Genomic DNA, 20807 nt, shown 5'->3' on the forward strand with positions numbered 1-20807 from the left:
AACTTTTCCGGGCCGGATTGCGGCGAGACCGGCCTGCGGCAATCCGCGCCACCCCTTGCAAAGGCGGTTTGCGGGCCTGGCTTTCCCAACTAACATGGTACCTTCCAGCCAGAAGGCAGGGGCGGTGCCATGACGATCGAGAAATGCATCGTAGAATTCGATGTCGATGACGTCATTTTTGAGGAAGGCTCGACCGGCCGCGAGCTTTACGTGGTGCTCGACGGCAAGGTCGAGATCGCCAAGATCGATGGCAAGATCGATGGCGGAAACAAGACGGTCATCGTCGGCCTCGGCAAGGGCGAGTTCTTCGGCGAGATGGCGGTGATCGACGGCTCGGCGCGGTCGGCGACCGCGATTGCCGCTGCGCCCCACACGCGGGTGATGCGGATCAACCACGCCCGCTTCGTCTATCTGGTCAGCCAGCAGCCGGCCTTCGCGCTGATGGTGATGGATGCGCTGTCGAAACGCTTGCGCGCATCCAACAGCGTCACCTACCGCACGGCGGCCGCGCCATGAGCGATCGCCGGCCGAGCCCGTTCAAGACCCTGCACGACACCGAGATGGCGACGCTGATCGAGGCCGCCACCGACGTCTACCAGATCCGCTTCAAGAACCGCGCGGCCAACGCCTATCTGGTGCGTGGCAGCAAGCGGACCATCATGATCGACGTCGGACTGTCGTCCAACTATCCGCACCTCACAGCCTGCCTCGGCCATATCGGCGTCACGCCCGAGATGATCGACATGGTGGTGCTGAGCCACGAGCATCTCGACCACATCGGCGCGGCCTATCATTTCCACGGCCGCGCCTATATCGCCGCGCACCGGCTCGCCGCCAACAAGATCATGCTGCGCGACGACTTCTCGATGCTGCGCAAGATGTTCAACGAGCCGAACGTGCCCGTTGATGTCGACATCTGGCTCGAGGAAGGCAATCTGCTCGACCTCGGCAATTTCCGTCTCAACGTGATGTATACGCCGGGCCATACCTCGGCCTGCATCACGCTGTTCGACCAGGACAAGGGCTTGCTGTTCGCCGCCGACACGCTGATGCCCGGCGGCGTGATGGGCGGAGTGTTCGGCTCCGGCTCGATCGCCGACTACATCCAGTCGCTGGAGCGGCTGAAGGGATTGAACTCCAGGATCCTGCTGTCCGGTCACGGCCGCCTCTCCGACACGCCGCAGGACGACGTCCGGATCGCGCTGGCTCGCTCGCATGGGCTGCTCGAAGACACCGCTCAACTGTTCGACGCGCTCGATGCGCGCGCCAATTTCGAGCCGATCATGCAGTCGGTGCGCGATCTCAACAAGCTGGACGATTGATGCGCGCTTTCTCCCCGTCATTGCGAGCGAAGCGAGGCAATCCATCGCCCAGCATACGCGGGAGCATGGATTGCTTCGTCGCTGTCGCTCCTCGCAATGACGGAGAATTTGACAAATCCCCGCGCGGCCTGTTCAACGATGGCAACAACAACCCTTAGAAAACAGGGAGCGAGGACCATGAAGTTTTACGACTCGATCGGGCCGAACCCGCGCATCGTGCGCTGGTTCATGGCGGAGAAGGGCATCGAAATGCCCAGGCAGACCGTCGACCTCCGCAAGGGCGAGAACCGCGAAGAGGCGCATCTGAAGCGCAATCCGCATGGCCAGATGCCGACGCTGGAGCTCGACGACGGCAGCTATCTCTCGGAGATCGTGCCGATCTGCGAATATCTCGAGGAGAAGCATCCCGCGCCCGCGATGATCGGCGCGACGCCCGAGGAGCGCGCCGAGTGCCGGATGTGGACGCGCCGGGTCGATCTCAACATCGCCGAGCCGCTCGCCAACGGCTACCGCTTCGGCGAGGCGCTGAAATTCTTCGAGAAGCGGATTCCGGTCGCGCCCGAAGCCTCTCCGGGGCTGAAGATGATCGCCGCCAACCGCATCAAATGGCTCAACGACCAGATGGAAGACGGCCGCGACTACATCGCAGGCAAGCGCTTCACCCTCGCCGACATCCTGCTCTATTGCTGGCTCGATTTCGGCAACCAGGTCGGCCAACCGATGGACCAGTCGAACGGCAACATCGTGGCCTGGTTCAACCGCGTTGCCGAGCGGCCGGCGGTGAAGGCGTAGTTCCACAAAATTCGTCATGCCCGGGCTTGTCCCGGGCATCCACGTCTTTGGTTTCCAGCGAAGACAGACGTGGATGGCCGGGACAAGCCCGGCCATGACGACGCGGGAACGATGGTTCCTAGATCACCACCGGCTTGTCCGGCAGTTCATTGGTCCCGCCCTCCGCGTGCGGAAAGTATTTCGCGAGCTCCCGTGACACCGCCTCGATCCCCCTGATCACACCCTGCTCGAACCGGCCGGCGGCGAAATCTGCCTCCATCGCGCGGCAGATCGCTTCCCAGCCGTCGCGGCCGACCTTGGCGTCGATGCCGCGGTCGGCGACGATCTCGACGTCGCGGTCGGCGAGCAAGAGATAGATCAGGACGCCGTTGTTGTGATGGGTGTCCCAGATCCGCAGATGCGAGAACACATCGAGCGCGCGTTCGCGTGCCGGCTGGTTGCGGAACAGCGGCACGCCGTCGAGCGCGCCTTCGACGACGAAGCGGATCTGGCCGGCATGGGTGGCCTCGCCCGCCTTGATCGCGCGCTCGATGGCATCGAGCACGCGCGGCGGAAAGTCACGCCGCACCCGCCAGCGGTGTTCGATGAGATGCTTGCCGATGCGCCTGATGCTCATGGCCTACCAGCTCCCCGAGGCGCCGCCGCCACCAAAACTGCCACCTCCGCCGCTGAAGCCGCCGCTGTCGCTCGACCCCGAGCTCGAACCGCCGCTCCAGCCGCCGCCACCGGACCAGCCGCCGGGATAACCGCCGCCACGCCGGTACGGTCCCGAGCCGACTACCGGACCGCCGAAATTCAAGCCGCCGAAGATCAGCGCCGCGACAAAGCTGGCCAGGCCGAGCACGGCGGCGGTGACGAGCGAGCCCGCCACTATCCAGGCGAACACGCCGACGACACCGCCGGTCGCGACCGAGCCAAGCAGCCGCCCCAGCATTCCGCGCAGGAAGCCCGCGACGATAATCACGACAAAGATCGTGACCGGATTGGCGAGATCGACCAGATTGGGCGCCTGCCAATGCTCGGGCTCCGGCGCCGGCAATTGTTCGCCATTGACCAGGCCGATCATGCGGTCGACACCGGCCGAGATGCCGCCCGCAAAATCGCCGGCCTTGAATTTCGGGGTGATGTCCTCATCGATGATGCGATGGGTGATGACGTCGCTGAGCACGCCTTCGAGGCCGTAGCCGACCTCGATGCGCAGATGGCGGTCGTTCTTGGCGACGACCAGCAGTGCGCCGTCGTCGACCTTCTTGCGCCCGATCTTCCAGGCCTCGGCGACGCGGATCGAGAACTGCTCGATCGGCTCGCCGTCCGTGGTCGGCACGATCAGCACCGCGATCTGGGCGTCCTTGCGGGTCTCCAGATCCTTCAGCTTGGTGTTGAGCGAGGCGATATCGCTTGCCGACAGCGTCCCGGTCTGGTCGACGACGCGGCCGGTGAGCTGTGGCACCGCGACCTCGGCCAGCGCCGGGCACACCAGGCCCATCAGCAAGGCAAGCAGGATGATCCGTGCGGCGGCCATCGCGGGCAAGGCGCCGGCGCTACTTCGACGGCGCCGGCGCCGGATTATTGAAATCGACCTTCGGCGCGGTCGAGATCTCCTTCTCATTGTCGACCGTGAAGTTCGGCTTCTCCTTGTAGCCGAACGCCATCGCGGTCAAATTGTTCGGGAAGGTACGGATGCCGACGTTATAATCCTGCACCGCCTTGATATAGCGGTTGCGCGCCACGGTGATGCGGTTCTCGGTGCCCTCGAGCTGCGCCATCAGGTCGCGAAACAGCGCGTCGGATTTGAGCTGCGGGTAGTTCTCGGTGACGACCAGGAGTTTCGACAGCGCGCCGGTCAGCTCGCCCTGCGCCTGCGTGAACTTCTGGAACGCGGCGGGATCGTTCAGCACCTCGGGCGTGGCCTGGATGCTGCCGACCTTGGCGCGCGCATTGGTGACGCCGAGCAGCACGTCCTTCTCCTGTTGCGCAAAGCCCTTCACCGAGTTGACCAGGTTTGGCACCAGATCGGCGCGGCGCTGGTACTGGTTGACCACCTCCGACCAACTCGACTTGACCTGCTCGTCATTGTTCTGGATCGCATTGTAGCCGCAGTTGGTCAGGCTCAAGGTCGCCAGCGCTGCCAGCACGGTCCAAAGCTTGCGCATGAAGGTTCTCCCCGGTGGAATCTTCGGCAGCGTACCAGATTTTCGTCGTGTAATCCCGTACGGCGGTTTTCGCGGCCGCTTTTGCCGATGATGGCCCTTGCCTCACCCTCCCCGCGCCGTTCATCATGCAGAGAAAATCGATCCCGGGAGGATCCATGTCAGCAGACCAATTCGAGACGCTCGTCGTCGAACGGCCGGAGCCCGCGATCGCGCGGATCGTGATGAACCGGCCCGAGGCGCGCAACGCGCAAAACCTGCAAATGACCTACGACCTCAACGCCGCCTTCGACGCGATGGTGCAGGACGATGCGGTCAAGGTCATCATCCTCGCCGGCAACGGCCCGCATTTCTCCGCCGGCCATGATCTGCGGCCGACCGGGAAAAACCAGGCCGGTGTTGATTTCCCGCCAGTCGGAAATTGGGGCGGCTTCGCCGAACCGAACGCCCACGGTCGCTTCGCGCGTGAGCAGGAGATCTATCTCCAGATCACAAGGCGCTGGCGCAATCTCGCCAAGCCCATGATCGCGGAGGTGCACGGCAAATGCATCGCCGGCGGGCTGATGCTGGCCTGGGCCTGCGACCTGATCGTTGCGAGCAGCGACGCCGAGTTCTGCGATCCGGTGGTGACGATGGGCGTCTGCGGCGTCGAGTGGTTCGTGCATCCCTGGGAGCTCGGCGCGCGCAAGGCCAAGGAGATGCTGTTCACCGCCGATGTCTGGAACGCCGAGGAAGCGCATCGGCTCGGCATGGTCAACCACGTCGTGCCGCGCGACAATCTTGCGGCCTTCACACTCGCGCTGGCGCAAAGGATCGCAGCCAAGCCTGCCTTCGCGCTGAAGCTTTCCAAGGAGGCGGTGAACCGCTCGATCGATATCATGGGCCAGCCCGCGGCGATCGATCAGGCGTTCGCGCTGCATCAGCTCTGCCACGCCCACAATTTGCAGGAATTCGGCATGGTGGTGGATCCCGCGGGCCTGCATCCCTCGGTCCGCAAGACCGCCAATGTGAAGTAGAGAAGATGGACCTCACCCTCAGCGACGAGCAGCGCCTGCTGCGCGAAAGTGCCGACCGCTTCGTGGCGGAAACCTTTGACGCCGAGCATCGCAAGAAGGCCGCGAACGACCCGCTTGGTTTCTCACCCGCGATCTGGAAGCAGTTCGCGGAGCTCGGCTGGCTGGCGCTGCCGATCAGCGAGGCCCATGGCGGGCTCGGCGGCGGCGCGATCGAGATCGGGATTCTGATGGAGGCATTCGGGCGCGGGCTGGTGTCCGAGCCGTATCTCGCAACCATCGTGCTCGGCGCCGCGCTGGTCGCCGAATGCGGCACCGCCGCGCAGCAGCAGGCCATCCTGCCTGATGTCGCTGACGGCTCGCTTTACCTTGCCTTCGCGCATGCGGAGCGCGCCGCACGCTTCGATCTCGCCCATGTCGACACCACAGCCACGAAAAGCGCCGACGGCTGGCGGCTGAACGGCAGCAAGACCGCGGTGCTCGATGGCGCGGCCGCCAATCGGATCATCGTCTCCGCGCGCGTCGCCAATGCAAATGGCGCCTCCGGCAGGCTCTGCCTGTTTCTGGTGCCGGCGGATGCGCCGGGTCTCACCTTGCACGACTATGCGCGGCTCGGCGGCGGGCGCGGCTGCAACCTCGATCTGAAAAACGTGCAGATCGCGGCCGATGCCCTGCTCGGCGACGGCGGCGACGCGCTGCCCGCGATCGAAGTGGTGGTCGACCGCGCGATGGCCGCGCTCGGCGCGGAGGCGGTCGGCATCATGCAGACGCTGCTCGACACCACGCTCGAGTACACCAAAATCCGCAAACAGTTCGGCCGGCCGCTGTCCGCCAACCAGGTGATCCGCCACCGCCTCGCCGACATGGCAATGCAGGTCGACGAGGCGCGATCGATGGCGCTGCGCGCCGCGCTGATGGCCGATGCCGAGCCGGTGGCGCGCAGCCGTGCGGCGTCGGGTGCCAAGGCAAAAATCGGCAAATGCGCGCGCTTCGTCGCCGAGCAGTCGGTGCAGCTGCACGGCGCCATGGGCGTCACCGAGGAGCTCGACATCGGCGCCTATTTCAAGCGGCTGCTCGCCTTCGACGCGCTGTTCGGCGGCAGCGCCCATCATTACCGCCGCCACGCCGCGCTGAGCGGCCGCGCGCAAGCTTAACGGAGAGCGCACGATGGATCTCACCTTCAGTGCCGAAGAACACGCCTTCGAGCAGGAAGTCCGCGACTTCATCGCCGCCAATCTGACGCCGGAGATGAAGCGCGCCACCGCGCTGACGCCGTCGGTGTTCTCCGATCCCGATATCGGCATGGCCTGGCAGCGCGCGCTAAACCACAAAGGCTGGGGCGCGCCGGGCTGGCCGGTCGAGCATGGCGGGCCGGACTGGACGCCGGCGCAGCGCTGGATCTTCGAGGCCGAATCCGCCCGCGCCGGCGTGCCCAACGTCAACGTGATGGGCGTCAAGATGGTGGGCCCGGTCATCATCGGCTTCGGCTCGCCGGAGCAGAAGAATTTCTATCTGCCGCGCATTCTCGCCGGCGAGGATTATTGGTGCCAGGGCTATTCCGAGCCGGGATCGGGCTCCGATCTCTCCTCGCTGAAGACGCGCGCGGTGCGCGACGGCGACGACTACGTCATCAACGGCACCAAGATCTGGACCACGCATGCGCATCACGCCAACCGCATGTTCGCGCTGGTGCGCACCAGCGACGGCGAACGGCAGCAGGACGGCATCAGTTTTATTCTGATCGACATGAAGATCCCGGGCGTCACCACGCGCCCGATCCTGACCATCGGCGGGGATCACGAAGTCAACCAGGTGTTCTTCGACGACGTCCGCGTGCCCGTCGCCAACCGCGTCGGCGAGGAAGGCAAGGGCTGGACCTACGGCAAGTACCTGCTCGAGTTCGAGCGCGGCGCAGGTATCGCCTCCGCCAAATTGCGCGAGGCGCTGCGGACGATCGCCGAGCTCGCGGAGTCCGAGGTGACCGGCCGCGCCATCGAGGACCCCGACATCGCGCTGCGGATGACGGAGGTCGAGGTCGACATCGACGCGCTCGAGATGACCGAGCTGCGGGTGCTGTCCGCGTTGCAGACCGGGCAGAACCCCGGCGCGGTGTCCTCGCTGCTGAAGTTGCGCAACAGCGAGATCCGGCAGGCGGTGACACGCCTCGGGGTCGACGTGATCGGCCATGACGGGCTCGTCGTCGAGCCGACCCGGCCGCTCTACCGGCTCAACCTCGAGCCGGCGATTCCGGAGGAGCTGCTGCCGGTGGTGCCGGAGTATCTCAACGGGCGGGCGTACACGATCTTCGGCGGATCGTCGGAAATCCAGCGCGATATCATCGCGAAGATGATGCTGGGGCTGTAAGGCACCGTCGTTCCGGGGCATCGCGTAGCGATGAACCCGGAACCTCGCGCCGCAACTTCGAGGTTCCGGGTTCGATGCTACGCATCGCCCCGGAACGACGGAATCAAGCCACCCCCGCCCGCGCATCCCTGATCGCCTGCCAGATCTTCACCGGCGTCAGCGGCGTGTTCAGCTGCGTGATGCCGAGCTCGCTCAGCGCGTCCATCACGCCGTTGGTGATACAGGGCGGGCCGCCGATCGCCCCCGACTCGCCGCAGCCCTTGGCGCCGAGCGGATTGGTCTTGCACGGCGCGGAATCATCCAGCGTCACCGTGATGGACGGAATGTCGCTGGCGCGCGGGATGCAATAATCCTGGTAGCTCGCGGTCAAGAGCTGGCCTTCCTCGCTGTAGGCAACACCCTCGTAAAGCGCCTGCCCGATGCCCTGGGCAACGCCGCCATGGACCTGGCCGGTGACCAGCATCGGATTGACCGCGACGCCGACGTCGTCGACCGTGGTGTAGCGCACCACCCGCGTGACGCCGGTCTCCGGATCGATCTCGACCTCGCAGATATGGGTGCCGTTCGGCCAGCTCGGCCCGTCGACCTCGCCCTGGCTGTCGACCGACAGCTTTGCGCCGTTCTCCTTCTTCGCGATCTCGAACAGGCTGATGCGCCGGTCGGTGCCGACCACGGTGAGGAAGCCGTCGCGATATTCGATGTCGTCGACGCCGGCCTCCAGAATATTCGACGCCTTCTCGCGCGCCTTGTTGATCATGTCGTTGGAGGAGACCGCCACTGCGGTGCCGCCGACGAACAGCGAGCGCGAGCCGACGCTGCCGAAGCCGACGGCCAGATCGGTGTCGCCCTGGATCACGTCGATGCGGTCCATCGGGATGCCGAGCGCATCCGACACCATCTGGGTGTAGGTGGTGGCGAGGCCCTGCCCCATCGCCATGGTGCCGGAATGCAGCACGACGCGGCCCTCGGCGGTGGCGTGCAGCGAGACGTTTTCGGTGTGGGCGCGACCGCCGGTCCATTCGATGTAGCTGGTCAGGCCGCGGCCGTAGAGCAGGCCCTTCTTCTTCGCCGCCTTCTTGCGCGCGGCAAAGCCGTTCCAGTCGGCAAGGTCGGCGGCGCGCTCCAGCATGTGGGCGAAGGCACCGGAATCGTAGACCTGTCCGACCGCATTGGTATAGGGCAGCTGCGCCGGCTTGATGTAGTTGACCTTGCGGATCGCGCGCGGGTCCATGCCGATCTGGCGCGCGGCGGCGTCGAACAGACGCTCGACGATGAACACAGCCTCGGGCCGGCCCGCGCCGCGATAAGCGCCGACCGGCGCGGTGTGGGTCATCACCGACTTCACCTCGAAATGCACCAGCGGCAGATCGTAGACGCCGGTCTGCACGAACGGGCCGAGCACCAGCGGGATGATATTGGCGGTACCGGACGAATAGGCGCCGGTGCCGCCGATCGAGCGCACCCGATAGGCCAGCACGCGGCCCTTGGCATCGAGCGCGAACTCGCCGGTCGAGGTGAGGTCGCGACCATGGGTGCCGCCGACGAACTCGTCGGTGCGGTCGCCGCGCCAGCGGATCTTCTTGTTCAGCCTGGTCGCGGCATAGGCGACGATGCCGTCCTCCGGATAGAGGCTGGTCTTCTGGCCGAAGCCGCCGCCGATATCGCCGACCAGCACGCGCACGCTCTCTTTCGGCCGCTTCAGGATCGATTCCGCGAGCAGGTCGCGGGTCGAGCCCGGGGTCTGCGACTGGACATGGAGGAGAAGGCGTCCGGTCTTCTTCTCGATCTCGGCAATGGTGGAGCGCGGCTCCATCGCCGACGGCACCAGGCGCTGGCTGACCAGGTCGAGCGACACCTTGTGGGCAGCGCCGGCAAAGGCTGCCTCGACCTTGGCGGCGTCGCCATAGCTCATCGCGGCCACGATGTTGTCCGGCGCTTCCGGCCAGACCGAGGGCGCACCGGGCTTGATCGCCTCGACCGGATCGACCACCGAGGGCTTGACCTCATAGTCGATCTCGATCGCCTCGGCCGCGGTCTGCGCCAGCACGCGCGAGGTCGCCACCACCGCCGCGACGCCCTCGCCGGCAAAGCGCACCACCTCATGCGCCAACAGGCGACGTGGCGGCACCGACATCGGCGAGCCGTCCGGCCGCTTGAAGATCGCGAGCGTCGGCAGCGTGCCGATATCGTCCTTCACCAGGTCGGCGCCGGTATAGACGGCCTCGACGCCCGGCATCGCCAGCGCCGCGGCAGCGTCGATCGATTTGATGTTGGCGTGGGCGTGCGGCGAACGCAGCACATGCAGCCAGAGCGCGCCGTCCTCCGGCTTGTCGTCGATGAAATGGCCCTTCCCGGTGACGAGCCGCTGATCTTCGAGACGCTTGATCGGCTGGCCCGCACCAAAACGTAGATTGCCGGGAAGAATGTTCATCGAGAAGTCCTTAACGTGTGAAGTTTCGGCGGGTTTTAGCGGATTTTCGGAATGAGACAACTCTCCGCCGTCATTCCGGGATGGGTCCGAAGGACCAGACCCGGAATCTCGAGATTCCGGGTTCGATGCTGACGCATCGCCCCGGAATGACGGACGTCAGCCCAGATCCCGCAATGCTGCCTCGACCATCTTGCGCTGCTCGGCCGTCAGCGGGGCCTGCGGCGGCACGGGGTCGCCGACGTCATAGCCCTGGATCGCGAGCCCGGCCTTGATGCAGGCGGCGAGGTTGAACCGGGCGAAGGCTTCATTGATGCGCCAGAGCTTGCGTTGCAGGGCGATCGCCTCGTCCCAGCGGGTGCGGCGGCAGAGGTTGTAGAGCTCGACGCTCTGCCTCGGGATGATGCAGGCCGGCCCCGCCATCCAGCCATGGCCGCCGATCAGCATCACCGCAGCCGGGATGTGCGCCGAGGCCGAGAATACTTTCAGGCTGTCGCCGCAACGGTTCATGATCGACAGCAGCCGCCCGGTGTTGGTTGAGGCGTCCTTGATGTAACCGATGCGCGGATGCGCGGCGAGGCGCGCGATCACATCGAGCGTGAGATCGGAGCGCTGGAAATTCGGATTGGTGTAGATCACCACGGGAATGTCGACTGCGTCGGCAATGGCACGGAAATAAGCCTCCACCTGGGCGTCATGAAGCGGGAAATAAGCCTCCAGGATCGCCAGGATGCCGTCCGCGCCACGCTTCTGATAGGCTTTTGCTTGTGCGACTGCATCCGCCGTCGTGGTCGCGGCGACGCCGGCGACCACCGGCACGCGGCGCTGCGCCGCCTCGATCGTGGACTGCACCACCTGCATGCGCTGGGCATTGTTGAGATAGGCAAATTCGCCGGTCGAGCCGAGCGGCGTCAGCCCGTGCACGCCGGCCTTGATCAGATCGTCGCACAGCCGGCCCAGCACGTCGGTGCGGACATGGCCGGCAGGATCGACCGGGGATACCAGATAGGGAAAGACGCCGTGGAAATCAGCCATCTGCAAGCCTCGTTGACGGCGAGACATAGTCGGGATCGTGCGCGAAGGGAAGCGGCCGACCGTTGCGCAATGCGCCGAGCACCGCGGCAAAGTCGGTACCCGCGCGGAAACCGAGCAGACGTTCGGCCTTGCCGGGATCGTAGATCCGCCCGATCGACCTCGGCAGATGCCAGCCCCGCTGCGCGAACAGCGCCGGCGCATCCGGGAAGTGGCGCGCGATCACGCCCGCCGCGTCGGTCTTCAACGCCGCGACGTCGCTGCGCGCAAACGGCGTCGGCGCGCTGATCACGAAGATTTCGAAGCCGCTGATCCTCTCGAGCGCCGCGACATGGGCGTCGGCAGCGTCCTCGACGGTGAGGCGGCGATACAGCAGCTCGGTCGCCTTCAGGTTCTCGCCATGGATCCCGCGGATGGTGTCGTCGTCCTCGGGGAAGAAGCGGCTGGTGCGCAGCACCGCGCAATTCAGCCCGTGGTCGCGGCTATGCAGCCGGCACAGCGCTTCGGCCGCGAGCTTCGTCACGCCATAGATGTTGCGCGGCTCGAGCGGCCCCGTGGTCTCGTCGAGCCAGACGGCGTGGGACCCCTCCTCGTCGCGGATCGCCTGCGAGATCATCAGCGAGGTCGTCGAGGTGAACACGAAACGGGCGTGGCCCGCCGCAACCGCCGCTTGCAGCAGGTTGAGCGTGCCTGACACGTTGACGTCGACAAAGGCCTGCGGCGCGAACCGCGCAATGTCAGGCTTGTGCAGCGCGCCGGCATGGATCACGGCCTCGATGCGGTGATCGGCGAACACGCGCTCGACCACCGAGCGCTCGGCGACCGAGCCGACGACATCGGTCGCTTCGCCCGACACCACATCGAGTCCGATCACGCCGTGGCCGGCCTGTCGCAATCGCGGGGCGAGGAAACGGCCGAGCCAGCCGGAGGAACCCGTCAGCAGCACCCGCATGACGTCAGTCCCGGCTCGCGCTCAGAACACTTTGGCGATCGCGGCCTGCGCGTCGCCCTGGATCTGCTTGAGATGGTCGGGCCCGCGGAAACTCTCGGCGTAGATCTTGTAGACGTCCTCGGTGCCGGACGGACGCGCGGCGAACCAGCCGGCCTCGCTCTCGACCTTGATGCCACCGAACGGCTGGTCGTTGCCCGGCGCCTTGGTCCTCACCGCGCGCACGGGATCGCCGGCGAGTTGCGTCATGTTGAGCTGCTCCGGCCCGAGCGCCTTCAGCGCATTCTTCTGCTTCGGCGTCGCGGCGACGTCGATGCGCGCGTAATAGGGCACGCCGAGCTCGGCGGTCAGTTCGTGAAACAATTCGCTGGGATCGCGACCGGTCTTGGCGATGATCTCGGCCGCGAGCAGGCCGAGGATGATGCCGTCCTTATCGGTGGTCCAGACCGAGCCGTCGCGCTTGAGGAAGGACGCGCCGGCGCTCTCCTCGCCGGCAAAGCCGAAGCCGCCGCTGCCGAGCCCGTCGACGAACCATTTGAAGCCGACCGGCGTCTCGACCAGCCTGCGGCCGAGCTTCTTCGCCACGCGATCGATGATCGAGCTCGACACGATGGTCTTGCCGATCGCGGCATTGGCACCCCATTGCGGCCGGTGCGCGAACAGATAGGCGATCGCGGTGGCGAGGAAATGGTTCGGGTTCATCAGCCCATTCGAGCGGGTGACGATGCCGTGGCGGTCGGCATCGGTGTCGTTGGCGAAGGCAACGTCGAAGCGATCGCGCATCCCGATCAGGCTTGCCATCGCGTAAGGTGACGAGCAGTCCATCCGGATCTTGCCGTCCCAGTCCGCGGTCATGAAGCGGAAGGTGGGATCGACCGCCGTGTTGACGACGCTGGCATTGATGCCGTAGCGCGCGATGATCGGCTCCCAGTAATGCACGGCCGCGCCGCCGAGCGGATCGATGCCGATCTTCACGCCGGAAGACTTGATCAGCGCGAGATCGACGGTATTGCCGAGATCGGCGACATAGGGCGTGATGAAGTCATGCAGATGCGTGGTCGCCGCCTTGCGCGCGCGGTCGTATGGCATCCGCGCGACGTCCTTGAGGCCGGCCTCGATGATGCGGTTGGCGTTCTTCTCGACCACGCCGGTGACGTCGGTGTCGGCCGGGCCGCCATGCGGCGGATTGTACTTGTAGCCGCCGTCCTCCGGCGGATTGTGCGATGGCGTGATCACGACGCCGTCGGCAAGGCCGCTCTCGCGGCCCTTGTTGTAGCTCAGGATGGCGTGCGAGATCACCGGCGTCGGGGTGTAGCCGCCCTGCGCGTCGATCATGATCTCGACGCCGTTGGCGGCGAACACCTCCACCGCACTCGCCAGCGCCGGCTCGGCCAGCGCATGGGTGTCGATGCCGATGAACAGCGGGCCGGTCAGCCCCTTCTCGCGCCGGTAATCGCAGATCGCCTGCGTGGTGGCGAGGATGTGGTCCTCGTTGAACGAATTCTTCAACGATGTGCCGCGATGGCCGGAGGTGCCGAAGGCGACACGCTGGGTCGGATCCGCCGGATCGGGCTTGCCGGCGAAATACGCCGTGACCAGGCGCGGCACATTGGCGAGCGAGGCAGGATCGACCGGTTTGCCGGCGGCGGGATTTGCTGCAGTCACGGGACCTCTCAGACCTTACTTTCCAATCAAGCCGACGGCATTTCGTTCCCTGCCGCCCGCGCGTAACTGATCAGGACACGTCGATCTGCTGCACCTTCTCGCGCAGCTCGTCGACCAGCACCCGCTTGTTTTCGGAATAGTCGATCGGGACCACGACGAGATGCACGCCGCCGCCGGCAAACGCCCGCTCCAGGGTCGGCACGATCGCCTCCGTGCTCTCGATCCGCGAGCCCTTGGCGCCATAGCTCTCGGCATATTTGACGAAATCCGGATTGCCGAAAGTGAGGCCGAAATCCGGGAAATGATCGACCGCCTGCTTCCAGCGGATCATGCCGTAGGCGGAATCCTCCAGGATCAGGATCACCAGGTTGAGCTTGAGCCGGACCGCGGTCTCCAATTCCTGTGAGTTCATCATGAAGCCGCCGTCGCCGCACACCGCGAGCACGCGGTTTTTGGGATAGAGCATCGCCGCCATCATCGCCGACGGCAGGCCGGCGCCCATGGTGGCGAGCGCATTGTCGAGCAGCAGCGAGTTCGCCAGCAGCGTGCGGTAGTTGCGTGCGAACCAGATCTTGTACATGCCGTTGTCAAGCGCGACGATGCCGTCCTCGGGGATCACCTGTCGCACGTCGTGCACGATGCGCTGCGGCGTCGGCGGCCAGCGGCCCTCGGTGGCGCGGTCGGTGATCCTTGCCAGAATGCCTTCGCGCAGGCTCAACAATGCGCTGGCTTGCGGCAGCTTGCCCTCGACCCGGTTGGCCAGCAGTTCGAGGCTCGGGCCGACATCGCCGATCACCTCGACCTGCGGGAAGTAGACCTGCTCGACATTCGCCGCCGTGTAGCTGACATGGATCACCTGCGGCCCCTTGGGGCCCATGATGAAGGGCGGCTTCTCGATGGTGTCGTGGCCGATCGCGATGATCAAATCAGCGCGGTCGATCGCCTCATGCACATAATCGCGCTCGCTCAGCGCCGCGGTGCCCATGTAGAGATTGGTGCCGCCGGACACCGTGCCCTTGCCCATCTGGGTCGTGAAGAACGGAATTTTCGTCCGCCGCACGAAATCGCCGATCCCGGCAGTACTACGCGGGCGCGATGCGGCGGCGCCGAGCATGATCAGCGGCCGTTGCGCCTTCAGAATCATCGCGGCGGCGCGGTCGAGCGCCGCGGCATGCGCGATCGGGATCTCGATCGGATGCGGCGACACCACGGCGAACGGCTCGGTTTCCTCGCCCGCGATATCCTCCGGCAATTCGAGCAGCACCGGCCCGGGCCGCTCCTGCATCGCGATCCGGAAGGCGTCACGGACCAGCGTCGGAATGGTTGCCGGGCTGATGATCTGCAGCGACAGTTTTGTGAGCGGACGGAAGGTGCCGACGATGTCGACGATCTGGAACTTGGCCTGACGGCTGCTCAGAACGCCCTTCTGTCCGGTCAGCATCACCATCGGCATCGCGCCGAGCAACGCGTAGGCCGCGCCGGTGGTGAGGTTGAGCGCGCCGGGGCCGAGCGTCGTGATGCAGACGCCGGGCTTGCCGGTCAGCCGTCCATAGGTCGCCGCCATGAAGGCCGCGGCCTGCTCGTGGCGGGTCACGATCAGCTTGATCGAGGACGTGCGCAGGCTCTCGACGACATCGAGATTCTCCTCGCCGGGAACGCCGAACACCCGTTCCACGCCCTCGTTCTCGAGGGCCTTGACCAGCAAATCGGAACCTTTGACCATGTCAGCCTCGCATCCTGGATTGCATGCTGTCGGGCGAGCATAGCCGCATCGCGTGCCGCCGCAAACTCCTCAACCCTTCCTCAGGGCTTGTGTGCCACGGCCCAGGCCGCGACCTCGGGCAGGACGCGCGCCACAAGGTCGGCGGAGATCGCGATCGATTCCTGCGCCCGCGCCACCATCACCCGCCCGCCGCTGGTCGATTGCGAGGGGGCGAAAGCTGCGAGCTGCGCCGCGTGGGCCTGATCGGTGAAATTGGTCATGAAGTTCGGGACGAACTGGTCGCGGAAGCCCGGCCCCTGCTTCGCCAGCAGCGCAGCGAAATTCGCCTGCACGAACTCCCAGGCGAGCTGCGGCTGCTCGCCGGTGGACGCAACGGTGTTGATCATCGGCAGCACAATCGTGTCGGGCAGCTCATTGGTCAGCGTCAGCGCCAGCGTCAACCGCGCCAGCTCGACATCGCGGGCGCCGGCCGCGGCGAAATAATAGCGCAGCCGCTCATTGGCGGCTGTGCTGCTGCGCGCGAGCGCGAGCAGCCGGTCATAGGTTGCCCGGTCGGCCGTGACGCCGACGACATGGGCGACGGCGTCGCGCAGCGCAGTCGGCAGCGTAGGGGGATCATCGAGGAACGCCGCGAAGCGCCGTTTGGCCTCGGCGATCACGGCCTCGTCGCCGAGATCGCCAAGCGTCGAGATCAGCCCGGCGCGCAGCAGCGCGGTGTCATCGGTGGCGGGGCCGCCGTCCCAGCCGATCCGATCGAAAACCGGACGCAGCTTTGCGCGCGCGAAGGCCTGGATCGCCGGCCGCTCGGCATGGTCCCGTGACAGGCGGTTGAGCCCGGCAAAGGTGCCGATCACCTGGCTCCATACCGCGCGATGATCGCCGGTATCGAGCGCATCGAGCAGCGCGAGGTAGGACGACGGGTCGGCGCGGCCGGCCTGCACCAGCGCCCAGCTGTCGGTCACGACGTTGAGCCGATCCTCGACCGACATCTGCGGCAAGGCATTCAGCAGCGCGCCGCGGTTCTTCGGGCCGTATTCGACCCGGTAATAGCCGATGTCGCCGAGGTTGACCTTGATGGCGTCGCCGCAGGCTCCGGCCGGAAGATCGCGGCTGCCTTGCAGCAGGATTTCATCGAACGGCTTGCCGCCCACCGGCCCGGCCGCAATCGGAATCCGCCACTTGCGCGCCGGCAGCGGCGCTGCGCCGGCCGGTGCGACCACGAAGCGATCCTGCCGCAGCGCGAGGTGCTGCGAGCCGTCATCGCAGGCCGTCTCCGCGATCACCAGCGGCACGCCGTCCTGCTCGGTGAAGGATGCGGCCACGCTGGAGACATCCTTGCCGGCCGCGCTCTCCAGCGCCTGCCAGAGATCCGCCGTGGTCGAATTGCCGTAGGCATGCGCGGCCATGTATTTGCGAATGCCGTCGCGGAACGCCTGCTCGCCGAGATAGCTCTCGAGCATTCGGATGAAGGCCTCGCCCTTGCTATAGGTGATGGCGTCGAACGCCGTGACCGCCTCGCTGTGGTCGGCGATCGGCTGCTGCACCGGATGCGAGGTGCGGCGGGCGTCGAGCGCCATTGCGAATTGCTTGCTGCTGGAGTCGTTCAGCCAGCTCTGCCATTGCGGATAAAAATGCTCGGAGGCCTTGGTCGACATCCAGCTGGCAAAACCCTCGTTGAGCCAGAGATTGTCCCACCAGGCCATGGTGACGAGATCGCCGAACCACATATGCGCCATCTCATGGGCGATGATGCCGAAGATGCCGCGCCGCGCGGTCTCCGCATTGGTCGCGGGATCGAACAGCAGCCGGCTCTCGAAGAAGGTGATGCCGCCCCAGTTTTCCATCGCGCCGCCGAACCCGCCGGGCACCGCGATCAGATCGAGCTTCGGCAGCGGATATTTCACGCCGAAATAGTCGTTGTAATAGCCGAGCAGCTTTGCCGCGCTGTCGAGCGCGAAGCGGCCCTGCTCGCTCTTGCCTTCGGTGGTCACGACGCCCACGGTGACGCCGCCGGCATCCGCCGTGACGCGCTCCAGTTCACCGACCGTGAGCACGAACAGATAGCTCGACATCCTGGGTGTCGGCGCGAAGATGACCTTCTTCAGGCTGTCGCCGGCCGGCGCCTCGCTGACGACGGGCATATTGCCGACGGCGAGCAGATTGTTCGGGACCACGACGGAAAGCGCGAAGCTCGCCTTGAACACCGGCTCGTCCCAGCATGGAAAGATCCGCCTTGCGTCCGCCGGCTCGAGCTTGCTCGAGATCAAGCGCTTGGTGCCGGCCTTGGTCGGATAATCGACCGCGAACAGGCCGCTGCCGAATTTGTTGATCTGCGCCGTGAAGGCGATGCGAAGTTTGTGACGTCCCGCCGCAATCGGTTTGGCGAAGGTCAGGGTCGCCGTCTGCGCGGCGGTGTCGGTCGCCACCTCGGCGCGCTCCGCACCGTCATCGAGCCCGACCTCGCCGAACGTGGTGTTGATCGCGTTCAACGTGACCCGCACGGTCGGTTCGCGCACCTCGATGTCGACGGTTTCGACACCCGGCAAGGCGAGCGTCGTGAAATCCGGCGTCAGCTCGATCGCATAGTTCAGCGGGATGACCGTCTTCGGCAGCTTCCCCGGCGTGCCGTCGAAGGAGAATGTCGGCTCGGCATGCGCGCCTGCGGACGTCAACAGCAGCAGGGCCGCCACGGCGAGAGGACGCAGGAGCGATCCTTCGAGATGATTTACGAGCTTGTTCATGGGATGAGGGTCAACGCGGATTCCCGGGAGAGACATCCGCCAATCTAGGGGAGAAAACGTGGATGCGAAACTGACAAGGTCGCGATTCCGATGCTGATTGCTTGTTGCTCGACCGCGGGATGAAAGGCTAACGTGGAGCGCTTCCCGTTCACTGCCGCCCCGACGCAATTCATGACTGGCGAATGACGACACGGTTTGCCATGACGATCAGCCTTGTTGCGGCGCTGACGCCGGCCTTTGCCGGCGATGGCACGGAGGACGCTCCGCTCGAATTGACGCTGCCAGTGACCACCGATCCCGCGATGATCCAGTGCCGCCAGGTCGGCCCGCAGGGCACCATGTCGCTCGCCTTCCTGCCGCTGCACCGGACCTTCAACGACGAGTTCGACGAGCATCCGCTGGCGAGCGGCCGCTGGGTGCCGCATTACGCCGGCGGCGCGGCGTGGCCGGAGGCACGCTACTGGGGCGGCGACGGCTCCGACTTCAAGCGCAAGACCAGCGCCAATGGCGAGCAGCAGATCTATGTCGATCCGCGCTATGCCGGACGCGGCTCCGCGCCGCTCGGCCTCGATCCGTTCCATGTCGAGAACGGCGTGCTCTCCATCACCGCCAGGCGCACGCCGGCCGAGCTGAAGGGCGTGCTGTTCAACAATGAATACACCTCCGGCATCCTGACAACCCAGGGCACGTTCTCGCAAAAATACGGCTATTTCGAAATCCACGCCAAAATTCCGATCGGCACCGGCGTGTGGCCGGCCTTCTGGATGCTCGCCGACAATGGCGGCTGGCCGCCGGAGGTCGACGTCGTGGAGGGGCGCGGACAGCGACCGGGCGATCTCGTGATGACGACGCATTGGCGCATTCCCGCGACCGGCAGGATCGAGCATTGCGGTTTCGATTTCTCGGTCACCGGCGCCGAGGCCGACTTTCACAATTACGGTGTGCTTTGGGAGCCGGACCGGCTGATCTATTTCATCGACCGCAAGCCGGTCGCCGATATCGCGGTGCCGATCGGCTTCGACGATCCGATGTACATGATCGTCAATCTGGCGATGGGATCGAAATTCTTCGTCGGGGTCGGCTTCGTCGACGGCGAGTCGCCGGTGACGGTTTCGTTCGAGATCGACCGCATCTCCGCTTACCAGATCGACATGACCTTCGCGGGAGCCAGCAATGTTCGGTAAGTTCTCGCGCCGGCAGTTTGCGGGCCTTGCAGGCCTCTCGGCGCTGGGCCTGTCGGCGCCCGCCGCCGCGGCGGACAGTGCGCCCCGGCCGGACAGCGCAAGCTTTCCTCCCGGTTTCCTTTGGGGCACCGCGACCTCGTCCTACCAGATCGAGGGCGCGGTCGACGAGGACGGCCGCGGCCGTTCGATCTGGGACACCTTCACCCACACGCCGGGCAAGATCGAGGACGGCACCACCGGCGACCGCGCCAATGATCATTATCACCGCTACAAGGAAGACGTCGGCCTGATCAAGGATCTCGGCGCGAAGGCCTATCGCTTCTCGATCGCCTGGCCGCGGGTGTTCCCCGACGGCACCGGCACGCCGAACCCGAAAGGCCTCGATTTCTACAACCGCCTGGTCGACGAGCTCCTGGCCACCGGCATCGAGCCCTATGCCACGCTCTACCATTGGGACCTGCCGCAGGCGCTGCAGGACCGTGTCGGCGGCTGGCGCTCCAGCGACACGTCGAAGGCGTTCGCCGACTATGCCGGCTATGTCGCGGCGCGGCTGACCGACCGCGTCAAGAACATCTTCACCGTCAACGAGGTCGGGCGCTTCCTCTATTTCGGCTATGGCCTCGGCATCGACGCGCCCGGCCTGACGCTGCCGCCGGGCGAGGTGAACCAGGCGCGCCATCACGTCGCGCTCGGGCATGGTCTCGCGGTGCAGGCGATCCGCGCCAGCGGCCGCGCCGGCACGCGGGTCGGACCGGCCGAGAACATCACGGCCTGCGTGCCCGCGATCAACACGCCGGACAACATCCGCGCCACCGAGACCGCGACGCGCGAGTTCAATTCGAGCTTCCTCGGCGTCGTGCTCGAAGGCAGATATACCGAGGGTTACCTGGCCTATTCCGGCAAGGACGCGCCGAAATTCACCGCCGAGGAATTGAAGATCATCTCGCAGCCCGTCGACTTCGTCGGGCTGAACATCTACGCGCCGCAATTCTACATCGTCGCCACCGACCGCAAGCCGGGTTGGCAGCCGCTGCCGATGCCGGCCTCGTTCCCGCACATGAACTCGGAATGGCTGAAGATCGCGCCCGAGACCATCTACTGGGCGCCGCGCATCGCCGCCAGGCTTTGGGACATCAAGAGCATCTATATCAGCGAGAACGGCACGTCCGGTGAAGACAAGATCCATCCCGATGGACAGATCTACGACCTCGATCGCATCATGTTCCTGCGCAACTATCTCACCCAGCTGCAGCGCGCCACCAGCGAAGGCGTCCCGGTCCAGGGCTATTTCCTGTGGAGCCTGATGGATAATTTCGAATGGATCTTCGGCTACGAGAAACGCTTCGGCCTCTACCGGGTGGATTTCGAGAGCCAGGCGCGGGTACCGAAGCTGAGCGCCGCATTCTATCGCGACGTCATCGCGCGCAACGCGATCGGGGTGTGA

The 20807-nt window shown here is 65.7% G+C and carries 17 protein-coding genes; 8 read left to right on the plus strand and 9 right to left on the minus strand.

Going from position 1 to position 20807, the window contains the following annotated elements:
• Window positions 1-129 precede the first annotated feature (129 nt).
• The 3 genes from IC762_RS28375 to IC762_RS28385 all read left to right on the plus strand — a co-directional run bounded on the left by IC762_RS28375 (window position 130) and on the right by IC762_RS28385 (window position 2114).
• Window positions 130-516: a Crp/Fnr family transcriptional regulator gene (locus tag IC762_RS28375; RefSeq protein WP_195785466.1), complete on the plus strand. Its 387-nt coding sequence runs from the start codon at window positions 130-132 to the stop codon at window positions 514-516.
• Window positions 513-1322, plus strand: coding sequence for an MBL fold metallo-hydrolase (locus IC762_RS28380; RefSeq protein WP_195785467.1), 810 nt, complete (start codon window positions 513-515; stop codon window positions 1320-1322). Before IC762_RS28375 ends, IC762_RS28380 begins: the two co-directional genes overlap by 4 nt.
• Window positions 1323-1499: 177 nt before the next feature.
• Entirely contained in the window at window positions 1500-2114 is a 615-nt protein-coding gene (locus IC762_RS28385; RefSeq protein ID WP_195785468.1) for a glutathione S-transferase family protein, read from the plus strand.
• A 118-nt stretch (window positions 2115-2232) separates the two neighbouring features.
• On the opposite strand, the gene IC762_RS28390 is transcribed toward IC762_RS28385, so the two are convergent.
• The 3 genes from IC762_RS28390 to IC762_RS28400 are packed head-to-tail and all read right to left on the minus strand — an operon-like array spanning window position 2233 to window position 4267.
• Window positions 2233-2730, minus strand: coding sequence for a TPM domain-containing protein (locus IC762_RS28390; RefSeq protein ID WP_195785469.1), 498 nt, complete (start codon window positions 2728-2730; stop codon window positions 2233-2235).
• Between the two features lie 3 nt (window positions 2731-2733).
• Complete coding sequence (locus IC762_RS28395) at window positions 2734-3636, minus strand: TPM domain-containing protein (RefSeq protein WP_195785470.1); 903 nt, start codon at window positions 3634-3636, stop codon at window positions 2734-2736.
• Between the two features lie 19 nt (window positions 3637-3655).
• Window positions 3656-4267: a LemA family protein gene (locus IC762_RS28400; protein WP_195785471.1), complete on the minus strand. Its 612-nt coding sequence runs from the start codon at window positions 4265-4267 to the stop codon at window positions 3656-3658.
• 155 nt (window positions 4268-4422) lie between these two features.
• Between IC762_RS28400 and IC762_RS28405 the strand changes: the two genes are divergently transcribed.
• From IC762_RS28405 to IC762_RS28415, 3 genes are read left to right on the plus strand one after another with little or no spacing between them, the layout of a single operon-like run.
• Entirely contained in the window at window positions 4423-5280 is an 858-nt protein-coding gene (locus IC762_RS28405; RefSeq protein ID WP_195785472.1) for an enoyl-CoA hydratase, read from the plus strand.
• Between the two features lie 5 nt (window positions 5281-5285).
• Complete coding sequence (locus IC762_RS28410; protein WP_195785473.1) at window positions 5286-6431, plus strand: acyl-CoA dehydrogenase family protein; 1146 nt, start codon at window positions 5286-5288, stop codon at window positions 6429-6431.
• A 13-nt stretch (window positions 6432-6444) separates the two neighbouring features.
• Complete coding sequence (locus IC762_RS28415; protein WP_195785474.1) at window positions 6445-7641, plus strand: acyl-CoA dehydrogenase family protein; 1197 nt, start codon at window positions 6445-6447, stop codon at window positions 7639-7641.
• Between the two features lie 103 nt (window positions 7642-7744).
• Here the strand turns inward: IC762_RS28415 and IC762_RS28420 are convergent, their stop codons facing one another.
• From IC762_RS28420 to IC762_RS28445, 6 genes are all read right to left on the minus strand, one after another.
• On the minus strand, window positions 7745-10072 hold the full coding sequence (locus tag IC762_RS28420; protein WP_195785475.1) for a xanthine dehydrogenase family protein molybdopterin-binding subunit: 2328 nt from the start codon (window positions 10070-10072) through the stop codon (window positions 7745-7747).
• Between the two features lie 156 nt (window positions 10073-10228).
• Window positions 10229-11104 carry a dihydrodipicolinate synthase family protein gene (locus IC762_RS28425; RefSeq protein WP_195785476.1) on the minus strand — a complete coding sequence of 292 codons (876 nt, stop codon included), beginning with the start codon at window positions 11102-11104 and terminating at the stop codon, window positions 10229-10231.
• Window positions 11097-12053: an NAD-dependent epimerase/dehydratase family protein gene (locus IC762_RS28430; RefSeq protein WP_195785477.1), complete on the minus strand. Its 957-nt coding sequence runs from the start codon at window positions 12051-12053 to the stop codon at window positions 11097-11099. The genes IC762_RS28425 and IC762_RS28430 overlap by 8 nt, the downstream gene beginning before the upstream one ends.
• Before the next feature lie 21 nt (window positions 12054-12074).
• Window positions 12075-13715 carry a phosphoglucomutase (alpha-D-glucose-1,6-bisphosphate-dependent) gene (gene pgm / locus IC762_RS28435; protein ID WP_195785478.1) on the minus strand — a complete coding sequence of 547 codons (1641 nt, stop codon included), beginning with the start codon at window positions 13713-13715 and terminating at the stop codon, window positions 12075-12077.
• 70 nt (window positions 13716-13785) lie between these two features.
• A complete protein-coding gene (locus IC762_RS28440; protein WP_195785479.1) occupies window positions 13786-15438 on the minus strand; it encodes an acetolactate synthase large subunit in 1653 nt (550 codons plus the stop codon).
• An 80-nt stretch (window positions 15439-15518) separates the two neighbouring features.
• Entirely contained in the window at window positions 15519-18179 is a 2661-nt protein-coding gene (locus IC762_RS28445; RefSeq protein ID WP_195785480.1) for a M1 family metallopeptidase, read from the minus strand.
• 182 nt (window positions 18180-18361) lie between these two features.
• Here IC762_RS28445 and IC762_RS28450 point away from each other — a divergent pair, with 182 nt between their 5' ends.
• Both IC762_RS28450 and IC762_RS28455 read left to right on the plus strand, forming a co-directional pair.
• Window positions 18362-19363, plus strand: a complete 1002-nt coding sequence (locus IC762_RS28450) for a glycoside hydrolase family 16 protein (protein WP_195785481.1) — start codon at window positions 18362-18364, stop codon at window positions 19361-19363.
• The gene (locus tag IC762_RS28455) at window positions 19353-20807 is read left to right on the plus strand and encodes a GH1 family beta-glucosidase (protein WP_195785482.1); all 1455 of its coding nucleotides are present in this window, start codon (window positions 19353-19355) and stop codon (window positions 20805-20807) included. The genes IC762_RS28450 and IC762_RS28455 overlap by 11 nt, the downstream gene beginning before the upstream one ends.

Source organism: Bradyrhizobium genosp. L, assembly GCF_015624485.1.
Classification (GTDB): domain Bacteria; phylum Pseudomonadota; class Alphaproteobacteria; order Rhizobiales; family Xanthobacteraceae; genus Bradyrhizobium.